At 48.3% G+C, this 20031-nt stretch carries 21 protein-coding genes and 1 pseudogene; 11 read left to right on the top strand and 11 right to left on the bottom strand.

What is annotated here, in order from left to right:
- Nucleotides 1-24: 24 nt before the first annotated feature.
- The 8 genes from RBT11_18720 (at nucleotide 25) to RBT11_18685 (ending at nucleotide 8862) form a co-directional block, all read left to right on the top strand.
- Nucleotides 25-855, top strand: a complete 831-nt coding sequence (locus RBT11_18720; protein ID MDX9788818.1) for an undecaprenyl-diphosphate phosphatase — start codon at nucleotides 25-27, stop codon at nucleotides 853-855.
- Between the two features lie 17 nt (nucleotides 856-872).
- Nucleotides 873-2231: a phosphomannomutase/phosphoglucomutase gene (locus tag RBT11_18715; protein MDX9788817.1), complete on the top strand. Its 1359-nt coding sequence runs from the start codon at nucleotides 873-875 to the stop codon at nucleotides 2229-2231.
- A 92-nt stretch (nucleotides 2232-2323) separates the two neighbouring features.
- Nucleotides 2324-4000, top strand: coding sequence for an OmpA family protein (locus RBT11_18710; GenBank protein ID MDX9788816.1), 1677 nt, complete (start codon nucleotides 2324-2326; stop codon nucleotides 3998-4000).
- A gap of 63 nt (nucleotides 4001-4063) precedes the next feature.
- A complete protein-coding gene (locus RBT11_18705) occupies nucleotides 4064-5953 on the top strand; it encodes a thiamine pyrophosphate-dependent enzyme (GenBank protein MDX9788815.1) in 1890 nt (629 codons plus the stop codon).
- A 28-nt stretch (nucleotides 5954-5981) separates the two neighbouring features.
- Nucleotides 5982-6557 carry a 2-oxoacid:acceptor oxidoreductase family protein gene (locus tag RBT11_18700; GenBank protein ID MDX9788814.1) on the top strand — a complete coding sequence of 192 codons (576 nt, stop codon included), beginning with the start codon at nucleotides 5982-5984 and terminating at the stop codon, nucleotides 6555-6557.
- A 2-nt stretch (nucleotides 6558-6559) separates the two neighbouring features.
- Nucleotides 6560-7384 carry a DnaJ domain-containing protein gene (locus tag RBT11_18695; GenBank protein ID MDX9788813.1) on the top strand — a complete coding sequence of 275 codons (825 nt, stop codon included), beginning with the start codon at nucleotides 6560-6562 and terminating at the stop codon, nucleotides 7382-7384.
- Nucleotides 7385-7813: 429 nt separating this feature from the next.
- A complete protein-coding gene (locus RBT11_18690) occupies nucleotides 7814-8434 on the top strand; it encodes a hypothetical protein (protein MDX9788812.1) in 621 nt (206 codons plus the stop codon).
- Nucleotides 8435-8610: 176 nt separating this feature from the next.
- On the top strand, nucleotides 8611-8862 hold the full coding sequence (locus RBT11_18685) for a helix-turn-helix transcriptional regulator (GenBank protein MDX9788811.1): 252 nt from the start codon (nucleotides 8611-8613) through the stop codon (nucleotides 8860-8862).
- 392 nt (nucleotides 8863-9254) lie between these two features.
- Here RBT11_18685 and RBT11_18680 read toward each other — a convergent pair whose 3' ends face one another.
- The 11 genes from RBT11_18680 to RBT11_18630 form a co-directional block, all read right to left on the bottom strand.
- A complete protein-coding gene (locus RBT11_18680; GenBank protein MDX9788810.1) occupies nucleotides 9255-10034 on the bottom strand; it encodes a hypothetical protein in 780 nt (259 codons plus the stop codon).
- Between the two features lie 35 nt (nucleotides 10035-10069).
- Nucleotides 10070-10330, bottom strand: coding sequence for a DNA-binding protein (locus RBT11_18675; GenBank protein MDX9788809.1), 261 nt, complete (start codon nucleotides 10328-10330; stop codon nucleotides 10070-10072).
- Between the two features lie 57 nt (nucleotides 10331-10387).
- Nucleotides 10388-10675 (bottom strand): hypothetical protein, encoded by a 288-nt coding sequence (locus RBT11_18670; protein MDX9788808.1) that lies wholly within the window; start codon nucleotides 10673-10675, stop codon nucleotides 10388-10390.
- A 191-nt stretch (nucleotides 10676-10866) separates the two neighbouring features.
- Nucleotides 10867-11439 (bottom strand): hypothetical protein, encoded by a 573-nt coding sequence (locus RBT11_18665; protein MDX9788807.1) that lies wholly within the window; start codon nucleotides 11437-11439, stop codon nucleotides 10867-10869.
- Nucleotides 11440-11676: 237 nt separating this feature from the next.
- Nucleotides 11677-12120, bottom strand: a complete 444-nt coding sequence (locus RBT11_18660) for a hypothetical protein (protein ID MDX9788806.1) — start codon at nucleotides 12118-12120, stop codon at nucleotides 11677-11679.
- Entirely contained in the window at nucleotides 12120-12563 is a 444-nt protein-coding gene (locus tag RBT11_18655) for a regulatory protein GemA (protein ID MDX9788805.1), read from the bottom strand. Before RBT11_18655 ends, RBT11_18660 begins: the two co-directional genes overlap by 1 nt.
- A 174-nt stretch (nucleotides 12564-12737) precedes the next feature.
- Nucleotides 12738-13703 carry an AAA family ATPase gene (locus RBT11_18650; protein MDX9788804.1) on the bottom strand — a complete coding sequence of 322 codons (966 nt, stop codon included), beginning with the start codon at nucleotides 13701-13703 and terminating at the stop codon, nucleotides 12738-12740.
- Nucleotides 13704-13723: 20 nt separating this feature from the next.
- Entirely contained in the window at nucleotides 13724-13996 is a 273-nt protein-coding gene (locus tag RBT11_18645) for a hypothetical protein (GenBank protein MDX9788803.1), read from the bottom strand.
- Nucleotides 13997-14008: 12 nt separating this feature from the next.
- Nucleotides 14009-15553 carry a transposase domain-containing protein gene (locus tag RBT11_18640; GenBank protein ID MDX9788802.1) on the bottom strand — a complete coding sequence of 515 codons (1545 nt, stop codon included), beginning with the start codon at nucleotides 15551-15553 and terminating at the stop codon, nucleotides 14009-14011.
- Between the two features lie 362 nt (nucleotides 15554-15915).
- Nucleotides 15916-16290, bottom strand: coding sequence for a hypothetical protein (locus tag RBT11_18635; protein MDX9788801.1), 375 nt, complete (start codon nucleotides 16288-16290; stop codon nucleotides 15916-15918).
- Between the two features lie 125 nt (nucleotides 16291-16415).
- On the bottom strand, nucleotides 16416-16610 hold the full coding sequence (locus tag RBT11_18630) for a hypothetical protein (GenBank protein MDX9788800.1): 195 nt from the start codon (nucleotides 16608-16610) through the stop codon (nucleotides 16416-16418).
- A gap of 66 nt (nucleotides 16611-16676) precedes the next feature.
- Here RBT11_18630 and RBT11_18625 point away from each other — a divergent pair, with 66 nt between their 5' ends.
- The 3 genes and pseudogenes from RBT11_18625 to RBT11_18615 all read left to right on the top strand — a co-directional run bounded on the left by RBT11_18625 (nucleotide 16677) and on the right by RBT11_18615 (nucleotide 19908).
- Complete coding sequence (locus RBT11_18625) at nucleotides 16677-17174, top strand: helix-turn-helix transcriptional regulator (GenBank protein MDX9788799.1); 498 nt, start codon at nucleotides 16677-16679, stop codon at nucleotides 17172-17174.
- 676 nt (nucleotides 17175-17850) lie between these two features.
- Nucleotides 17851-18848: pseudogene (locus RBT11_18620) on the top strand (integron integrase).
- A gap of 274 nt (nucleotides 18849-19122) precedes the next feature.
- Nucleotides 19123-19908 carry a hypothetical protein gene (locus RBT11_18615; GenBank protein MDX9788798.1) on the top strand — a complete coding sequence of 262 codons (786 nt, stop codon included), beginning with the start codon at nucleotides 19123-19125 and terminating at the stop codon, nucleotides 19906-19908.
- Nucleotides 19909-20031 lie beyond the last annotated feature (123 nt).

The following is a 20031-nucleotide window of genomic DNA, read 5'->3' as shown; positions in this document are numbered from 1 at the left end:
GATCATTAGAATGGAGCTGTTTTTTTGGAACCTGTCTACGCACTTCTACTCGGTATTGTTCAAGGGCTCACGGAATTTTTACCCGTGAGCAGTTCCGGCCATCTGGTTCTCTTTCAACACCTTTTCGGTCTGACGGAACCGGAGATTTTTTTTGATATCTGTCTTCACATCGGTACGTTATTGGCTATTGTGATGGTATTTCGACGGGAGTTGGGGCATATTCTTCTCACGTTGTTCCATTCTCCCGGCCTTTTGAAGCGTACCGGTGGAGCGGGCAATTTATTTGACCAGAATGAAGACATTCGGTTGGTGACCCTGATACTCCTCGGCACGATTCCCACGGGAATTATCGGGTTGCTGCTTAAGCCGCTGGCGGAGGACCTTTTCAGCAATGTCTGGATCGTTGGGGTGATGTTGCTCATCACCGGCGGGTTGTTGTGGCTGACCCGGCGCGTTCCGGAGCAAGGGCGTCCCTTGAGAAAGATGCGCCCGAAAGATGCGCTGATCATCGGGTTGGTTCAGGGTATGGCCATCATGCCGGGTCTTTCGAGATCCGGCTCAACGATTTGTATCGCCCTGCTGATGGGGGTTGACAGGGAGACGGCGGGCCGTTACTCATTTCTGCTTTCCATTCCCGCCATTCTGGGCGCATTGGTATTGGGCCTTGATTTTTCCGTTATCGGCCACTCTTCGGCTTCAACGGGCGTGATTCTGCTCGGCACCATTGTCGCCGCCCTGGTGGGATACGCGGCGCTGATCGTCTTGTTGCGCATGATCAAGAAGGGCAGATTGTCCGTATTTGCACCCTATTGCTGGGGAATCGGGGTTGTGGCGTTGTTGCTGACCTGGTCGTGAAAAAAGGAGGGTTCGGATTGTTAACTTCAGAGATTTTCAGGCAGTATGATATCCGGGGCATTGTCGGAAAGGATATGGATGACGCCGGTGTTGTCGCGATTGGCCAAGGCGTCGGCACGTATTTGAAACGCTTGGGCCACACGCGGTTAACCGTGGGACGCGATTGCCGCGTTTCCTCTGATGCTTATCGGAACCTGCTGATCGAAGGCCTGATTTCCACCGGATGCCATATCGTCGATATCGGCATCTGCACGACGCCCATGTCCTATTTTTCAATTCGGCATCTGAAAACGGAGGGAAGCGTGATGGTGACGGCCAGTCACAACCCGCCGGAGTATAACGGGTTTAAGATCTGCCGGGGAGAGGACTCGGTCTATGGGGAGATGCTTCAGGAAATACGAAAGATTATCGATGCCGGCCGGTTCGAAACGGGCGCAGGGCGTGTTGAACCCTATGATATTTTAAATGATTACATAGAGTATATCACCGGGAACATACGCCTCTCCGCTCCGCTTCGCATCGGCGTGGATGCGGGCAATGGTACGGCAGGCGCCGTGGCGGTGCCGATTTTTAAAAAGCTGGGCTGTACGGTCCATGACATCTATTGCGATATGGACGGCACCTTTCCCCATCATGAAGCGGACCCGACCGTTGCGGGCAATATGAAAGATCTGATTGCGCTGGTGAAAGAGAAGCAACTGGATGCGGGTATTGCCTTTGACGGGGACGGGGATCGCATCGGCGTGGTGGACAAGGACGGCAGCCTGGTTTACGGGGATCAATTGTTGATTCTTTTTGCCAGGGAAATTCTTTCCCGAAAACCGGGGGCGACCATTATTTCAGAGGTCAAATGCTCTCAGACCATGTATAATGATATTAAGGATCATGGGGGCAATGCCGTCATGTATAAAACCGGCCATTCCATGATTAAAGAGAAAATGAAGGAAACCGGGGCCGAACTTGCCGGAGAAATGAGCGGTCATATCTTTTTTAAGGATCGTTATTTCGGATATGACGATGCCGTCTATGCGGCCTGCCGATTGCTTGAAATTCTGGCCGACACCAAACAGAGCCTTACCGCGCTTCTTTCGAATGTGCCGAAGACGTTCAACACCCCGGAGATTCGGGTGGATTGCCCGGATGACCAAAAATTTGACGTGGTCAGGGATGTAACAGCGCGCTTCAGGAAAGACTATGATGTCATTGACATCGACGGCGCGCGCGTGTTGATGAACGATGGCTGGGGCCTTGTTCGGGCGTCAAACACGCAGCCGGCCCTAGTGCTTAGATTTGAGGCCCGGAACGAAGCCCGTCTGGCGGAGATTCGCAGGACCGTGGAGGCTGCCTTAGAGAGCATTATGGGCGAAAGGCGATAGGCAAGAAGTTACAGGGTGTTTCCTATCGTATAGGTGATCGACAGCGGCCTTTTTTAACCTATCTCTGATAACGACTAACGGAAAAACCGACCATGTATCGCTCCTTTTACGGATTACAGCATAAGCCGTTTCAAATCTCTTCCGATCCAAAGTTTCTCTGGCTCGGGGAGCAGCATCAGGAGGCCCTGGCCATATTAAAATACGGCATCCTGGATAACCGGGGCTTTTTGTTGCTCACCGGGGATGTGGGAACCGGCAAGACCACCCTGATTAACGCCCTGGTCAACAGCCTCGGGCCGGATATTCTGGTGGCCCATATACCGGATCCCGGACTGGCAGAGATGGATTTTTTTAATTATATCGCCAGTGCCTTTCGCATGGAGGAGCAATTTGCCAGCAAGGGCGCCTTTCTGGTCCGGTTTCGCACCTTTCTTGAAAAAGCCTATACGAGCCGCAAACAGGTGTTGCTCATTGTGGATGAGGCCCAGCGCCTGGGGACGACATTGTTGGAGGAGATACGGCTGCTGTCCAATATCGAGCTACAACAGTCCAAGCTGATCAATATTTTCTTCGTGGGCCAGGATGAATTTAACGATATTTTGTCCCGGAACGAAAATCGGGCTCTTCGCCAGAGAATGACCCTCAATTATCATATCGATCCACTCAGCGAAGAAGAAACGTATCAATTCATTCGGTTCAGATTAAAAATCGCCGGTACGGAAAAGAAGATCTTTACCGCGCAGGCAGCCAGTGAAATATTCTCCTTTTCCAATGGGTATCCCAGGCTGATCAATATTCTTTGCGATCATGCCCTGTTAACCGGATATGTTAAAGGGATAACGACCCTGGATGCCGGAATCATCACGGAATGCGGCAAGGAGTTGCGGCTGCCCAAACGCAAAGCGGACAATCCCAAGCCGGCAATGCCAGTGGCGGCAGCGATCCCTGCGCCGTTGCCCGCACCCGCACCTGCACCACAAAGACACCGTTCTCCGGCATTCATCGTTTCATTTTTTCTGCTGTTTATTTTGGTGGTCGTATTCTTTTATGCGTATGAGCAAAAGGATATTTGGGCCGCGCTGCATCGGGGGATCGACCGGTTGGCATATGTTATGACCGGCGAATTGAAACAACTTGATTCCGTCCATATACCGCCTGTCGCGACGACACCGGCTTCCGAAGGAATCGCTATTTCCCCTTTGCCCGCGGAAAAAGCGCCCCCGGTGACTGCGCCTGTTGCCCCGGTTCCGGTTCCGGTTCCGTCGGATCAGACGGCAGCGACAACTGTTTCACCCACCGTGGGTTCGGTCGCACCGGTTTCACCAACTCCGGCGCACGATGCGGCAAGCGCGGCGGTGCCAGCCCAATTGCCGGCACAACGGTTGGATTCCCCGCAGCCGTCCCAAGAGGTGCCGGTTGCTGTACCCGAGATCGAATCGCCTTTAGTGGTAAGGTTTAAATTCAATGCCAATGATTTGTCGCAGGAAGCCTATGAAACACTGAACCGGTTGGCCGCCTATTTAAAAGCGATGCCGACCGCGAACATTATCATAAAAGGATATACCGATGCATACGGCAGCTACGGGTATAATCTAAGCTTGTCGAACTTTCGTGCTAATATCGTAAAGAATTATCTGGCGGGCCATGGGGTCGATGCGCTGCGTATGACGACGCTCGGCCTTGGATCCCGGGACCCGATGGATACCAATGAAACCCCGGCCGGCAGAAACGCCAATCGACGGGTGGAAATAGAAGTTCAAACCCCCTAACGGATCACTTGATTGCCCCTGAATGCCTGCCGGTCATACGCGCTTTAATGGAGGACACCACCGATGAAACTGATGGGAGATATGCTGCTTGGAAAGGAGCCGTTTTCGGAAATCGTGATGGGCAACACGGCCCTGGTTCGTGCCATGATTGAGGCCGGAACGCGGGTCGTAACCTCTTATCCGGGCTCCCCGACGCCCGAGATTGCAACGGCAATAGCGGGCATTCCCAAGGATAGCCGGCCGTTTTATTTTGAATTTTCCGTCAATGAAAAAGTGGCGACGGAAGTGGCCTACGGGGCAGCGATCAACGGGCATCTGTCCACGGTATTTTTTAAGAGTGTCGGGCTCAATGTCGCAGCCGATACCTTTGTGCAGCTCTCCCATATGAATATTATCGGCGGCATGGTGGTGGTGCTGGGGGATGATCCGGGCGCCAATTCCTCTCAAAATGAGCAGGATAATCGGCACCTTGCTCATTTGAGTTACACCCCCGTGTTAGAGCCGGCAACGCCCGCCGAAGTCTACCGGTTTTATAAAACGGCGGCGGCGCTTTCCCGGGAAAAAGCCATGCCGGTCATTTTAAGGTTAACGACGCATGTGTGCCATCAAAAGGAAAAAGTCGTGTTTGACGCATGGGCACCCTCGCTGGTTGATGACACACCAAGGTTTGATGCCAAAAACGGCCCCTATATACCGATTGCCGCCGAGTTGGTGCATCCCATGAAACGGCGGGCGCTGGAGCGGTTGAATTCCATTCAAGCCACAGCGGACACCCTGGGGGTGGACCGGTTGATTCAGCACGGGAATTCGCATCGGGGCGTCATCACCATGGGGCTTGCGTTTTTATCCCTCATGGATGTGTTGACCGGGGCCGAATCAAAACCGGATATTCTGAAACTCGGTCTGGTGCATCCCTTGCCCAGGGCGGCTATCGTTGAATTTTTGAAGTCTCACCGTGAGGTTAAGGTCCTTGAGGAACTCGATAATCTTGTGGGTAAGGAAATCAAGGGCATCGCTTATGATGAAAAAATCGATGTCAAGATTATCACCAAATTGGACCTGGAAGAATGGATCGGGGAATATACGCCGGACAAAGTCGATGGGCTGATGCGAAATACCTGGCCGGATTTACTGCCCGAAAGGCCTCCCCTGCCGGTCGAAACGGTTCCCGCCCCCTGGCGGCCGCCCCAGATGTGTCCCGGATGCGGGCATCGAAGCGCCTTTCATGCCATTCGCCAAGCGCTTAAAGAGGAGGATATCACGGTGGCCGATATCGGGTGCCACACGCTCGGTTTTCTGCCACCTCATGAAATGGGCACAGCGCTCATGTGCATGGGGGCCTCCACCAGTATCGGCGCCGGCCTGAGCCTGTTCAACACATCTCGAAAGGTGGTCGCATTCCTGGGAGACTCGACCTTTTTTCATGCGGGGATTCCCGGGGTTATCAATGCGTTATTCAATAAACACGATCTGACCCTGATTCTGATGGAAAACGGCACCACCGCAATGACCGGCCACCAGGATCATGCGGCGTGCGGCCGGAATTTCAATGATGCGACGGACCGGATACCCGTGCGCCAGGTGCTGACGGGGTTAGGCGTAAAGAAAATCTATGAAACCGACACCTATCAACAAGCACAATTGGTGGAGCTGGTGAAAACAGCGATCGGGGACGGTGGGTTCAGCGTGGTCATCGCGCGGCATCCCTGCATGTTGAAATTTACCCGGGAGCAGCGGCGCAAACCGGATTATCGGCTTCGCCAGGTGGCGATTGATCAGAACAAATGTGAGCAAATTTACGCCTGCGTGGCACAATTTGGCTGCCCCACTTTTACACGCCTTTCAGACGGAAAGGTTCAGGTCAACAAGGATCTGTGTATCGGTGACGGCTCCTGTTTGAAGACCTGCCCGACCGGTGCGATAAAGACGCCAAAGGTGGTAAGTCAGGGCTGAGTTTTGACGGCGATGAGGGAGAAAAAATATGGATCCATTCAACATATATCTGATCGGTGTGGGCGGCCAGGGCATCGGGCTGCTCAGTGAAGTGATTTTGAGGGCTGCGGATCACGCGGGCCATCCGGTAAAGGGCGTGGACACCCATGGCCTGGCCCAGCGGGGCGGTATCGTCAAGTCCCAGGTGCGAATCGGTGCCGAAGCAAACAGCCCCTTGATCATGCGAGGCGCCGCAGACCTGGTCGTGGCGCTGGAGCGGCATGAAGCTTTGCGCGGAATGAATTCGGCCCTTCGGGACAAAGGTACCCTGTTGTATTATAATACGGTCTGGCAACCCCTTGCGGTTCGCCTGAACCGGGCTGAAGAAGTTGGTGAAGAGACAATTCAAAAAGCGTGCGCGCAACGCAATATTCGGGTCATAACGGTTTTCCAGGAGGATTTAACCGATGCCCGCATGCAAAATATCGTTCTTCTCGCCCATATCGATAAGCTGAGATTGATTCCCAAAATATCAACCCCCCATTACCATAGCGCCATGTCGGATTTGATGGATGGCCGCATGCTTGAGAAAAACCGCGCGCTTTTTGACGCGCTAAGAGGATAAGAATGGAAACCTTTGATTATTACGGCGTGCTGGGGGTTTCCCCCACGGCAACCGCCAAAGAAATAAAGGATGCCTATCGAAAACTGGCATTTGAATTTCACCCGGACCGCAACGAGAAGAACCCCGAGAATGCCGAAAAGATGAAAACGATCAACGAGGCTTATGCGGTGCTCTCAAACGAACAAAAACGCAATGAATACGATGTGCTGCGTCATCAGTTCGGCGGGTCCGCCACCGGACGGTTTCGGAAAAGTTACAGCCAGCAGGATATATTCCAGGGCTCGGATGTGCAGCAGATTTTCGAGGAGGTGGCAAAAGCCTTCGGGCTTCGCGGCGTAGATGAAATTTTCAGGGATTTTTACGGGCCCGCATACCGAAAGTTTACCGTCAACAGACCGGGGGTTCGTTTCAGCGGATTCATGTTTACGGGCAGGCCAGGCAATGCGTCGTCAAATGCCTCGAAAAGCCCGTTGATCGGAAACGTTTTCGGGAAATTGCCCCGCATGGTCATAAAGCAGTTGTTCGGTGTGGGGCTGCCGCAAAACGGGGCGGATCTCTCCGATACCATTCACATCTCCGGCGAGTTGGCCGGCCAGGGGGGCCCCTATGCCTATTTTCACCGGAAACTGGCCAAAAAGCTTGTGGTAAAGATTCCGCCCGGCACACGCGATGGTCAAAAAATCAGGCTGTCGGGAATGGGCGCGGAGGGAAAGGACGGCGGCACGTCCGGTGACTTGTACCTGAAAGTAAAGGTCAAGATTCCCTGGCAGCAAAAGATCAAGCGGCTGCTCGGTGGCGGGCGGTATGGTCTTACGCGAAAGTGGTAATCGAAATAGGGACTTCCCACCGGTCTTCTTTCATGGCGAATAGGGCCAGCGGGGGGGGGTATGGGTAGAAGACAAACAGCCAAGGGCAGTTACTGCCCTTGGCTGCGGTATGAGTGGCGTCCCCAAGGGGATTTGAACCCCTGTTGCCGGCGTGAAAGGGCCTTGGCACCACCCAGCCAACAAAGCATTTCAACGTGTTAGCCCCTCACAGAGAAACAAAAACCCCCCTTTGTACATGACATTTTGTATCCGCTTTTGTATCCGTAGCTTCGCGCTTTTTAAATATTCAGATGCAGTTGCCCTGCCATTTTCCAACAATGTCCTCAGATTTTCAATAACATCCTTTTCCGAACTTATTACAGAAATTTGAGATTTATATCAAATTGAAATTAAACCCTTATGCACTTAAATAATTAAGGAGGCAGAACCATGAAAAATGTTGTCAATTTTCCAAAGCCGAAGCGGAGTAAGCCGCGCCTTGTCGATTGGGCTCGGATCGAAGCTTTACGACAACAGCAGTATGCCCAGATTCCGGCAAAAGCAGTTGCGATCATCAGACGAATCCATCAGATTGAATACGGTTGCGAGGAAAGGACTGAATGGAACGTGGAAATCAATTTCGAGCCAGGCCCATACCCTCCCGAAACTATCGAGTCCTCGCTGAAGCAAACAGACATCATCTGGGTTCTGGACCTTTTGGATCGTTTCGGTGGCGAGCTGATCTGCGGTGAAGAGTTCTGCACGATTTGCCGGCCGCAGATAAGATTACCCGCATTTTGGATTAAAAGGGTAGATCCGGAAATTTTATTGGGGATGGACGCCAATTCCGCGTTTCTCTTCGATCATTATTTCGAAGCCCGGAACTATTGGCGTATTTTGGGAAAAAAGCTGCCTGATTCCGACCTGATAATGATAAATATCCGATTTTTGGCTGACGATGGGAGACGCTATATTGGATTCGCAGACAGCAGAACTTTTTCACTTTTGTTGGACCGAATTGAGGAGGGAACCTCTATCGAGAAAGCCCTCCAGCTCGATCAAATTTGCTGACAGATGCTATTAGATTCTTGCTTCGCACAGATAACCGTCGCAACAAATAAAACGGGTTGATTATGTCCTTACAGCATTAACCCGACGTAGGAAATTTTATTGAAGGGAAGTGGCCGACCGGGAAACCAGTTGGCTTTTTTTATTTTTAACTCATGAGAATTTATTGGGAGGTCACAATGAAAAAAACTGTATCTAAAGCATCCAGAATGATACGTGATGCGAGGGTCAAAAAGGGTTGGACCCAATTGCAGATCGGGAAAATGATGGGGCACAACTACGGCAATTTCATAGGAATGATTGAAAGCGGCGCTTCGCAGGTGCCATTTGATATGATCCCACAATTATGCTCTCTGCTTGATTTGGATCCGAAAAAATTGTTGAGAGAGGTGATGCTCTGCCGGCATCCGGAATTGGCTAAATATTTGTAACGTCTTGGGGCGGAACTGAAGATTGTTCCGCCCCGCCAATTATAACAGTTCTTCCCAACCCATTAATTTCTTGCGAGGCTATGCCATTGTATCTTGCTGATTGTCTTAAAAAATCAAGACTATCAAGACTATCAGTTGTAATCTGGACAATTCTGCTGATATGGTAATAGCAAGACTGTGGCAAGCATGTTGGCCTTGTTCAGGTGCAACAAAAGCCTATGATACCATCTGAATTGTTAACTGTTTCAACATTCAAGAATTATGCAAGTAAGTTTGAGTGCCCATATTCCAAAAACGGTGTAGGCCACCACATGATTTGGGTAATCCCGCCACATGATTTGGGTAATTCCTAATTTTCCATAAACACCCATAATCGTGGATATTAGCAAAATTTAGCCAATTTTGGAAATGTCCACCAGTTTTGGAATCCACTCGATAAATTCGCGGAACCAGACAGCCGGGGTCTTTTTATCAGTGCCATCACAGAATTGAATAGGCACATCGGCTGGCAATTGTTCCATAAACATGGCAAGGCCGCCCGATACCCAAGAAGGGGCGAGTTTCCCCGCTTTAACACCGGCCTCGCAAAATGATTTGACACCTTCTTCCCTGGCGGTCTTCTTACGGACCGCCTCAGCCTTGGCGAACTCGCCCAGAACCTTTATTCTCGCCTGAAATTTGGCTTCCGCGATATCGGCAGCGGTAAACATTCTGTGTTCCAGGTTGGCCGAATTTACCGCGTGGGGGCTATGATCGATATCTTCGACCTTATCGAACGAAACAATAGCTTCACCACCTTCACCAAACTCAGGCAGCGGAGCAAGCCCCTTCACAGCCGGTGCCCTACCACCCAAAAACCCGACATGAAGCAAGCGCCCGTCAGGGTGAAACGCCGCGCTACGATTGGTGTACAATTTCCCGTTGACCCACCCCCGGAGCGCTTCCACCGGCGCAACATCGGCCAACAATAGCTTGACGCCCCCCTTGATCACGGACTTGACACGGTTGACCCACCCGTATGCCGGTTTGTTGTCGCGGGGATGTCCCAGCACCAGCGGGGGGAGGTTTTTTTCATCAAATAAGTCCACAGCCGCATCTATCAATTGATCTCCGTCATGCTCTCGGCCAAAGCCGTCAGTCTGGCGTCCGCCCTTAAAGATCTCAATCCACATACTCACCCTCCTTATAACGTCCTGTAAGACCCACTTTACCGTGGGTTAAGTGCATATTTGCGGTGAAAGGTGTCGTTCCTTCTCAAATAATCCTCCAGCTCATCGAACGTAACCCGCCTCTCACGTCCGAACATATAGCTGCCAAGACTGTCCGGGCGCAGGGGTGAACCTGTTTCCGGGTCCTTTTCGTAGCGATCCAGAAGTGACCAAAAAAGCCGGGTGCTACACCCCAGCACCGCACACACCTCAGACCGGCGATAACTCGCCCGGACGGGCAACCCGGCTTTGTTAAGCATTCCCCTCAATCTTTCTTCGGTGTTTATATTTGGGGTTTTCATAACCTGTTTTTTTTCTTAGGGCTTCTTTAAAAGCTTATCAAGCTTCATATTTATTTGCGACAAAGAGTCAGAAATTCTAACCAAAAACTCTTTGTCGGCGGAATGCTTTTTTTTACCAATCCTCGATATGGTGGACCTTGGAAGGCCGCTAATAGCTTGTATTACAGCTATTTTAACACCATTTGTTCTTAGTTTTCCAATCAAATCGGCTCTAAATTCTTTATAAAGCGTATCTTTTGTTAAGATGAGGCGATCGGTTTCCGATAATGAATCTAACACTGCTTTAGCTTCTTCGTTTATCATGTCAAGGCCCTTTTTAAAGGTAGCGGGGGGCGACGCCGCAAGGAGTACCGCACCGGGGACCGCTACACTATCCCTGCTGAACCATAGTTTTTAGTGAATATGCGCAGGTTATATCTCGCCTATGGTCCGGCAATTCTCGGCAAGATAAAGTCGGAAAAAATTCTTAAAAACCTTTATATTCTTCTTCGGCTTCAACTTTCATCATCATTGTTTTCTACAACCGGGTTAGTAACCCCAGAATTAACGGCTTCCTTTCTTGCTTTTTCAAGACCAGACTTTATGGTGTTCTTCAGCTTTGCAATCTTTAAGTCAATTTCTACAAGCTTTTTGTCCCGTTCTTTTGCGCTGATAACGCCTTCCGGAATCAGATTCAAACTCTCATCTAAATCTTTTTCGGATAGTATCAAATAAAGCAAATAATGAGATTCATAATCCTTGAAAAGATTAAACCTCTCCGGAAAGGGTGCAATGTTTTTACTGTGACATTTTTTAAAATGCTCAGAGAGTCGGCCAATAGCAACATCCCGATTAGCCATAAACACCCTTTTCATTTCTACTGCCCACTCATTTTTTGATAAAGACATTTCCATAAGTTCGAAGCGCTGATCTTGCAAATCTCGTAATTGCTTTTCAAGCTCAGCGTATTTTTTTTTCAGGATATCCGCAGCGATCGCCGCTATTTCGTTACTCTTAGCATCAAAATCAATTATGTCGTTGTTTTTTTCGATACGAAATTTCTTTCTTTCTTCCTGGCTTATAATCATGGTCGGCCTCCAATTTAAAAATAAAGATTACTATTAATAGATCTTGACAATTGACGCTTGTACTCATGGCCTATTAATTTGGATCAAATAACAAAAATGGGGATTGCGGCTATAATGCAATCCCCATTTTGCGGCCCCATTATTAATTCGCTCCGGCAGGGCATTGGGGTAATGCCTTTTCGGTTGGCCGACCTATCCGGAGCAAGTTACTGTTTAATTCTTATTCAAGTTTTGTTCTCATTCTAATAACTTGCTCAATGATTGGAGAAGCTCTATTTCTTTCGCACAGTTACTTTTACTCATAATACCGATGTGTTTTTTCAGCTTACCTGACATCTCCCTAATCTCATCGCCCCAGTAATCAATCTTGCCGCCCGCCTGAAGATTTTTCAGGACAAACTCCGCACGGTAAACGACATACGCATGGCTTCCCTTATATTTTTCTACTGCTTCTTCGATAACCTTGTCCTGGGCTTCTTTCAAATCCAAGATAAACGTACCTAAATCAATATTAAAATCGTTAATCCCAAACACATCGCTATCCGCATAAATAAGCAGATTGGCGATAACGCCAAGCTTTTTCCCATGCTCTTCAAGTGCCTCCTCAATCTCCTGGGCAATTTTCGCGGAAGCAACGACAACATCGTCACTTGGAGCATTTGTTAATGTGTTTTCCAACATCACGCACATCTCCTTCTTTTTTGATGATAAATTAAGGCAACAATCAGCTTTTGAAGCTGGTCGGGTTTCAACCATCGCACCTTTTTCACGCCAAACATGTTCCGTGCCATTCCATCCGCATACGCCCATGGATATTTCAGATCGGCAAGGATAGCCCCGATTTTGGAAAGCTGTGGAGCCCTGTCTTCTGAAGGCTTTATATGCATACCGGATGCCCTTGCGGATTTATGGACGAAACTGACCCCCATCCTTTTTAAGTGAATCAAAACAGCTTTGCGGCCCGCCTCATCCAAATCCCTGGCGCTTCCGCTCTCAGCTTGGCCAACATCCTTGATAATTTTTCGGTAAAACTTGTCATCAAAACCGAGTTGCTTTTTTCCGATATGGATCAATGCCAACTCGCGCCTTCTCGGATCTGTTTTTTTTGCTTCTTCCGACTTCATCGTTTCCCCCTCAGTTTTCGAAAAATGTTAAAAATCGATGAGAGGCGTTTAAACAGACTTTTTCGATAGACCCCATGCAATGGGATACCCCAAAACCTTTTGAACGGTTTTGAGCGGAGTTAAACGGGTTTTGAACACCCATAGGGGCCATTTTGGATAATGCCTTGTCAATGTTCAAACACCTCCACCGTTATGACGCCCTGCATTATCCCCCGCATCACCGGAAAGGTCGCACCATGCGGCCTTGATAATGCTTTCGTCTATTTCTCTCCCTGCCCCTGCCGATATCACCACTGCAAGCCGTAGCGTTTTAACAACGCCTCGCAATCCGCCCGGCTTCCTTCCTATTTCCAAAACGGCCTGTTGTGCTTTTCCATTTTCAACGCCAAACGCCCCGGCGATGCCAAAAATATCGCCCTTTACCGGCTTGATTATTTTCAACCGCTTTCCGATCCTCGAAAAAAGCTGAGCAAAGGTTGCCGTCCTTGCGCCACCGGTAAGCCTGGCATAAACAGATTCGTTTCCGCACAACACAACGCCTATCCCGGTAGCATCATGAATTGACCGGATTACTTCAATAGCTGATGGGAGAAGGTGTTGCGCTTCATCAATTACCAAAAGACCGTTGGTGTCTCTTACTCTTCTTATGATCTCACGAAGAAGCCTCGCGGACCTTCCGGAGACTCCTTTCATATCCAATGCGAAAGCGATTTCTTCAAGACATGGAGAAACCCCGGCGTGGGCCGGGGTCATAACGCAAACCCATACATTCGGGTTTTTTTCCTCATAATGCTTCAGCGTATAGGTTTTACCAACTCCCGAAGCGCCATAAATGACGCCTATATCTCCGGCATGATGAGCATATTGCAAAACTTCAAGTACCCTTTCAGACGTGGGAAGACTAATCCATTCCGGAATGGGCAAAAATGATCGTTTTTGTTGCGCCCGCTTCTGGCTTGATAAAAGCCATTTTTCAAGCTTATCCTCGACGGACGATGTGTCCCCGGCATACGATCCTTTTAAATATCCGGATATGGCCGATGCCGATATGCCAGATTCCCTGGCGATCTGGTTTTGTGAAACGCTCTGTTCATCCATGAGCCGCTTCACTTTATCTTTTGTTGACAGTACTTCCGTCATGGGGTAGACTCCTTCTGTGTTTAACCAGCTTGGTTACAAAATTGGCTGATGAGAGTGGACAGACTCTCATCAGCCAAAGCTTTTGGGTGGCCATAAGAATAGTTACCAAGCTTCTCTTTTCCCCTGGCATCCAGGCTAAGCGCTTTGCGGCATCGCTTACACGTTACCTTTCCGCCATCCGTGGTTGCATGAATATCGCTGAAATTGCGGTTGCCGCCTATTGCCCCGATCATGCACGCCGGCAATTTCGATTTTTCAGGGTGTAGCGCGTAATTGAAATGGATCGCTTTCACGTCATCACCTCCTTATCCCAGTTCACTTTTTTCTTGTTCGTGAAATTCTTTGAAACCAATTTTGAAATATTCACGGGCTTGTTCCGGCGATATATCGGACCCCACCGCCATCTTAAATTCAGGTTGAATAACTGTTGAAATCGGCGCTTCCGGTGGATCGACGTCCGGCAATAGGTTTGCCGCTTCGATTGCTGTCATGGAACATTCAGCCTTGAGTTGTTCTTTTACCGCCCGTTTGAAACGGTTGCGTTGACGGTTATGTTCCCTTGCGGCCTGACTGTCATTGAATCCGGCAGCCTGAACACAATCAGCCTTTCCGATAAAAAGGCCTTCAAGGGTTTCAACGAAAACGCTTCCATGAAGGTTATCCGGATCGAATCGGGCAACTACTTTTGATCCGGCATATTGGGCCAATTCGTCACAATAATATCGGTTGTTCAAAAACGTTATGCTTCCGTCCTGGCGGGATGCCATGACGCCCTCAGCCGCAAGCAACCATAAACGGCGCTGTTCTTCGGTGCCTTTTCGGATAACCGACTTGGTATAGGATTCGCTAAAGACATTATCGAAGCTTCGACCGGCGCAAACTTTTGACCGGCGACCCTGCCTGGCGTTATCGTGGATGATCTCCTGATCCAGAACTTTGAGAAAATCTTCCAGTGGGATCGCTTTTGATCCGTAGTTTTCCGGTTTCGCATCCGGCTTGTTACCGGTGTAGGCCCCGGCAAACCGTGGGTGTTTGGCGGTTCTGTCGCACTTGTCGCGGAAATCTCGCTCAATGGGTTTTGCCTGGCCATGATAGACCGTGCACCAATGAATGGCGATGGCGAGTTGGACCATAATCCCAATGGGATCTTCCGCCTTTATTTTAAACCTGTATCGATTCGGAAGCCCGCCGGTCAACCATTTCGAAGCGAAACCGCGCCCGTTATCTAAATAGGCTTCTTCTGGTATCCCATACTTTTCAACGACATCCCCGAATGCGAGCCGGATGGTGTCCGTATTCTCCGTTTTCGCCACTCGCCAGCTCAAGGTCTTTCCGGAATATACATCTTGAAAAGACACCATGACCGGGCGGCATATTTCGCCATCGGGAAACCGAACAAAAACGTCAAACTTGTGCCCATCGGCATTGACGGCCTGAAGCGCATGGAAAACGCTCCTATCTCTTTCTTGTGCCGGGTAGGACCGGCTCAAGGCTTCCTCGCCCTCTCGCGCCAGAACCAAAACAGACCGGTTGATCTCGCGTTTAAGCTTTCGCATGAAGGTTTTAATTGAAGGAAGATCACCCCATCCATTATATGTCGATGCCCGGCAGGTTCTATCGTAAACGGATTGTGCCGATGGTTTTTCAACCCGGAGATAGTCCGCCTTGAAATACATCCATGCTTGTGGCGGTATATCCGCTTCCACCTGGCACCCCTGATGATCCGGAAGTAACGCCGGAAGCCAGTCCGACCGGTGCAGCCCCTTTACTCGGCCAAGCCAGCGGTCAAGGGTCTTTGGGCTTTTGCCGGTAGCCTCGGAAACCGATGTTATGGCTTCGCCCTTATTCATCCCTTGGGATATCCGCGTATGGACAGCCAGAACGGCATGAAGCCTTTTCTCGGCGATTTTCTTTACCCTATTGGGCTTACTCCCGTATAACTTCCAAAGCGCTTCACTCTTTAATTGTTCCTTCTTTTTAGATATGGCCAAACGCCCTTCAACGGGGTTTGAATGGTGTTTCAAAAGGAAATGTGCCTGGGTGACTTCCGGAAGAGAGCAGATATCGACTTCACGGCCTCCTCCTCGGCCTTTGTGGGGTCTGGTTGGTAATGCCTGACGTTTTATAAATTTATCAATACCGCTCTTTGTTCCTGGTAAACCAGGAAGCCCCACAAGTTCGGAGGGCTTAACCCACCTATTTCCCAATTCCATCAAAGCTTACCTCGGGTGAAATGTTCCGCGGCTGTTTGTTCAAGCTGCCGTTTTTTCTTTGACCTGGCTTTGTCCTCAAGAAGCATGACCCCGTATTCGTAGGCGGCTTTACCGTTGATATCTATAGCGTCATATTCAGGCTGAAGGGCGGCCCGTATGATATTTAAATCCCCGGTGATCAAGGTTAAGGCTTTAACGAACTCAAGAGGAAAACGGCGGTTCTGTTTTTCATCTGACAGGGCATTGTTAAGGGCATGAACCGAAAATTCTTCACCGACAAGTCTTGATAGCTCAGCTGCGATATCCTCACGGTCCAGTGGGCAATTTTTGACAGCCGTTTTAATGGCCTCTGTCACAGCTTCCTTTGTCCGCATTGATCCAGCCCTAAAAAGGGACGTCCTTGATTTGGACATTGGAAGGTGTAATTGGATAGGTTTCGCGCCCATTTTTCGGCCTCATTTAGACATTGACGGCATATAATATCTATAATACAAACCCATCATTGATCTTGTTTTGGCCACAAGTGGCTCTCAGTTTTTCCAAGAGCAAGCGCAATCCGTTCACGAAGAACATAGCTTTTGTACCGTCCCGCTAAGACATTGCTAACGTGGGGTTCGGTTCGGCCAAGAATCTTGCTAAGTTTTCTTATGTTTAAATCTCTTTCGGCAAGGGCTATGCGTTGAAATTTATTCATTTTAACCTCATCGTTTGGCGCATATTACAAGATGTTTAATATGCATCATGCATATTTAGTGGTCTTATGTCAATAAAAAAAATGCACAGTGAATATTTGTTCGACGATAAAGTGGGGGATAGGATTAAAGCCATAAGAAAATCCACCTTCCCATCCCAAAAAGCTTTTGCTGATTATTTCGGGATAAACCAAGGTCACCTATCAAAAATTGAACGGGGGGTCATCAAACCCTCACCTGTAATCATTAGATCGATCTGCTTTGCTTTTGGAAAGAATGCAGAATGGTTGGCTTCTGGGCAAGGTATAGAGCACAGCGCATCTATTACAGACGATGAAATGTATCAGATTATGGATAACGCAGAAGATTTGTCTCGTGACCAGATTTTGTCACTGCTTGAAAAGACAGAACACATACTTAGAAAGGTTATAAGCAACATCGGCACCGTTCATTTGTCACGCTTCATCCTTAATAAAAACGATATCGACTTAATGACCGCCAAAAAAAGGATAGAAAACGCAGCAACCTACTTAAAAGACTCCATAGGTGAACTTGCGGTTAAATAACATAAAGTCTAACATGCCGGGGTTGGTGGGATATGACCATCAATAATGAACGATATTGACAGTATTTTAAAGGAAATCGAAGCAACCATCAGTTTGTATACGTGATAGGGTAAAAAACTGTCCGACCTTTACCGGGTAAAATATTAAACTTTTCATCGATTGCATGTTCTATAATTACAGACTGATATATTTAAGGTCGGACAAAAAATATAAACCTCGGACAAATTCCGACCTTATTATTTCTGAAGGTCGGACTGTAATAACCCTTAGAACGGTTTGCAAACTAGTTTTTTTACAGTGTTAAACAGGGGTTAAACGGTTCTTGAAGATAATAGGTGAGGATTTTCAAATCATCATCGCATTTGGCGGAAATTTGAAAAAATGGTTTTTTTCGTCAAATCATAAATTGAACCAAACGGTTTTAAAAACCGCCCTTTCGTTGTCGTTTAACTTCCTATAAAAAAAAAGAAAAGTCCCACCACATCCCGTCAAATACCACCTAATCCCGCCCACCCCACCCCACCCCATTTCACCTGCCCGCTCTCAAACGGGTTAGGACATGATAAGGTTTTATTCTTTCATTTTTTGGAATGTATGGCATAAGGATTCTTAATATACGAAAACTCAAGGGGTTCGTATTATGAATAATCCAATCCTCGGAATGGCTTCACAAAAGATGCCTGTTAAAAAGCCAGGGCTTTCATTGGTTCCAGTTGCCAAACCGAAGCTATTAGATCAACTTCGAGATGCCCTAAGATCACGCCATTACCGTCACCGAACCGAGCAGACTTATTGCCAATGGGTTAAGCGCTACATCCATTTTCACAATGTCCGCCATCCCGCCGAGATGGCCGAACCGGAAATTAACGCCTTCCTGACCCATCTGGCAGTCAAGGAAAAGGTCGCCGCTTCGACGCAGAATCAGGCGCTTTCCGCCATTCTTTTTCTTTATCGTCACGTCCTTGGCCGGGAAGTGGGCGATTTGGGTCAAGTCATCCGTGCCCGCAAGCCTTCTTGCCTGCCCGTCGTGTTTACCCAGGTGAAGTCAAAGCCGTACTGGAGAATCTTTCCGGTAACAAGTCGCTGATGGCCTCGTTGATATATGGCGCTGGGCCGCGTTTGATGGAGTGCCTTCGACTGCGCGTGCAGGATATCGATTATTCCCGCAATGAAATTTTGGTCAGGGACGGCAAAGGCGCGAAGGATCGAATAACCATGCTGCCCGAGTCGCTCAAAGCCCCGTTTCAGGGGCATCTCAGAGTTGTCAAAGAGGTTCATGAAAAGGACTTGGCTGACGGGTGGGGCGGTGTGCCGATACCCAAAGCACTAGACCGCAAGTATCCCAATGCCCCAAAGGAATGGCGGTGGCAATGGGTATTTCCCCAGGAAAACCGATGACACAATGCCAAGACCGGCGAAGAGGGACGGCATCACGTCGATAAGTCGCTTGTCCAGAAGGCGGTACGTATGGCGGTAACAAGGGCCGGTCTGATAAAGCGGGCGACCTGCCACACTTTCCGGCATTCCTACGCCACCCATTTGCTTGAAGGAGGTTACGACATCCGAACGGTCCAGGAACTAATGGGGCACAAGGATGTCAAGACGACCATGATTTACACACATGTCCTGAAACGTGGGCCATCAGGGGTACGGAGCCCTATGGACGGACTTTGACAGGTGTTATATGCTGATCCGCATAACATGCCGAGCTAAATGGACCAACAAACGGAAATAGTATGGATCTCAATGGTTTAAGTCATCTTTTGCAAAGTTCCCGAAGGTGTCTTATAGGGACAAAAGAGAGAAACCCGGCATTTTATACGGGTCCATCTAATTATTGTTAGCACCCCCACATGCGCTAAACGCACCTGCGCATTCAAGACGAAACTTGCGAATTTGAAATTCTTGTTTCATAGGAGGGTGCAATAAAAATAATGAGGAAATTAAAATGAAAGAGGAGATTATGTACAACCAAAACAGTATATTAATTGTAGCTTTACTATTTATAGCCATACTTATTGCGTATGAAATATTTTTTCGTATAGGAAAGTTTTATCAAAATAAAACTGATCACGAAGTTAAGTCTCAGACTTCAGCTATTCAAACAGGTATTCTTGGTCTTTTAGCTCTTCTATTGGGATTTACATTTAACATGGCACTGCAACGATTTGACAATAGGAGTCACGCAGTAATTAAAGAAGCCAACGCAATTGGGACTGCATTATTAAGGACAAAGCTATTACCTAAACCATACGAATCAACAACATATAGCTTATTACAAAAATATATCGATTTAAGAATAGAAATTAGTTCTGTGGATTTAACGATGAAAACTCAACGTAAATCGATAAATGATAAGACCGATGAAATTCAAAACCAAATATGGGATCAATCAATAAAAGCGGCAGAAATTGACCCAAGACCAGTAACTACAGGATACTTTATTACATCCCTGAATGACTTAATTGATGCCAGAGGTGAGAGAAATGCCCTTTTACAAAGGCATGTTCCAGAAGTAATTCTCTTCTTACTATTTATTATTTTTATAATTGGTGGAGCCATGATGGGCTATACCAGCGGACTGGGCCTAAAGCGAGCCTATATACCAACAGTAATATTTTCCTTATTGCTAGTTTTAGTTGTATTCATCATTCTCGATTTAGACCGCCCTAAAAGAGGTTTGATAATGGTTAAACAAGACAGCCTGATAGAATTAAAAAGTATACGACCCTAACATCTATATGGCCGAGGAAGTCAAGAGAAAATAATACCCCCTTAGAATCGGATTTAGATTTTCTTTTCTTCCGTTCTTCACTGATGAAATACAAGGCCTAAGCAACAGGACCGGCATTTGGCT

This window comes from Desulfobacterales bacterium, from assembly GCA_034003325.1.
GTDB lineage: Bacteria > Desulfobacterota > Desulfobacteria > Desulfobacterales > JAFDDL01 > JAVEYW01.
This window is presented reverse-complemented; position numbering and strand designations above follow the sequence as displayed.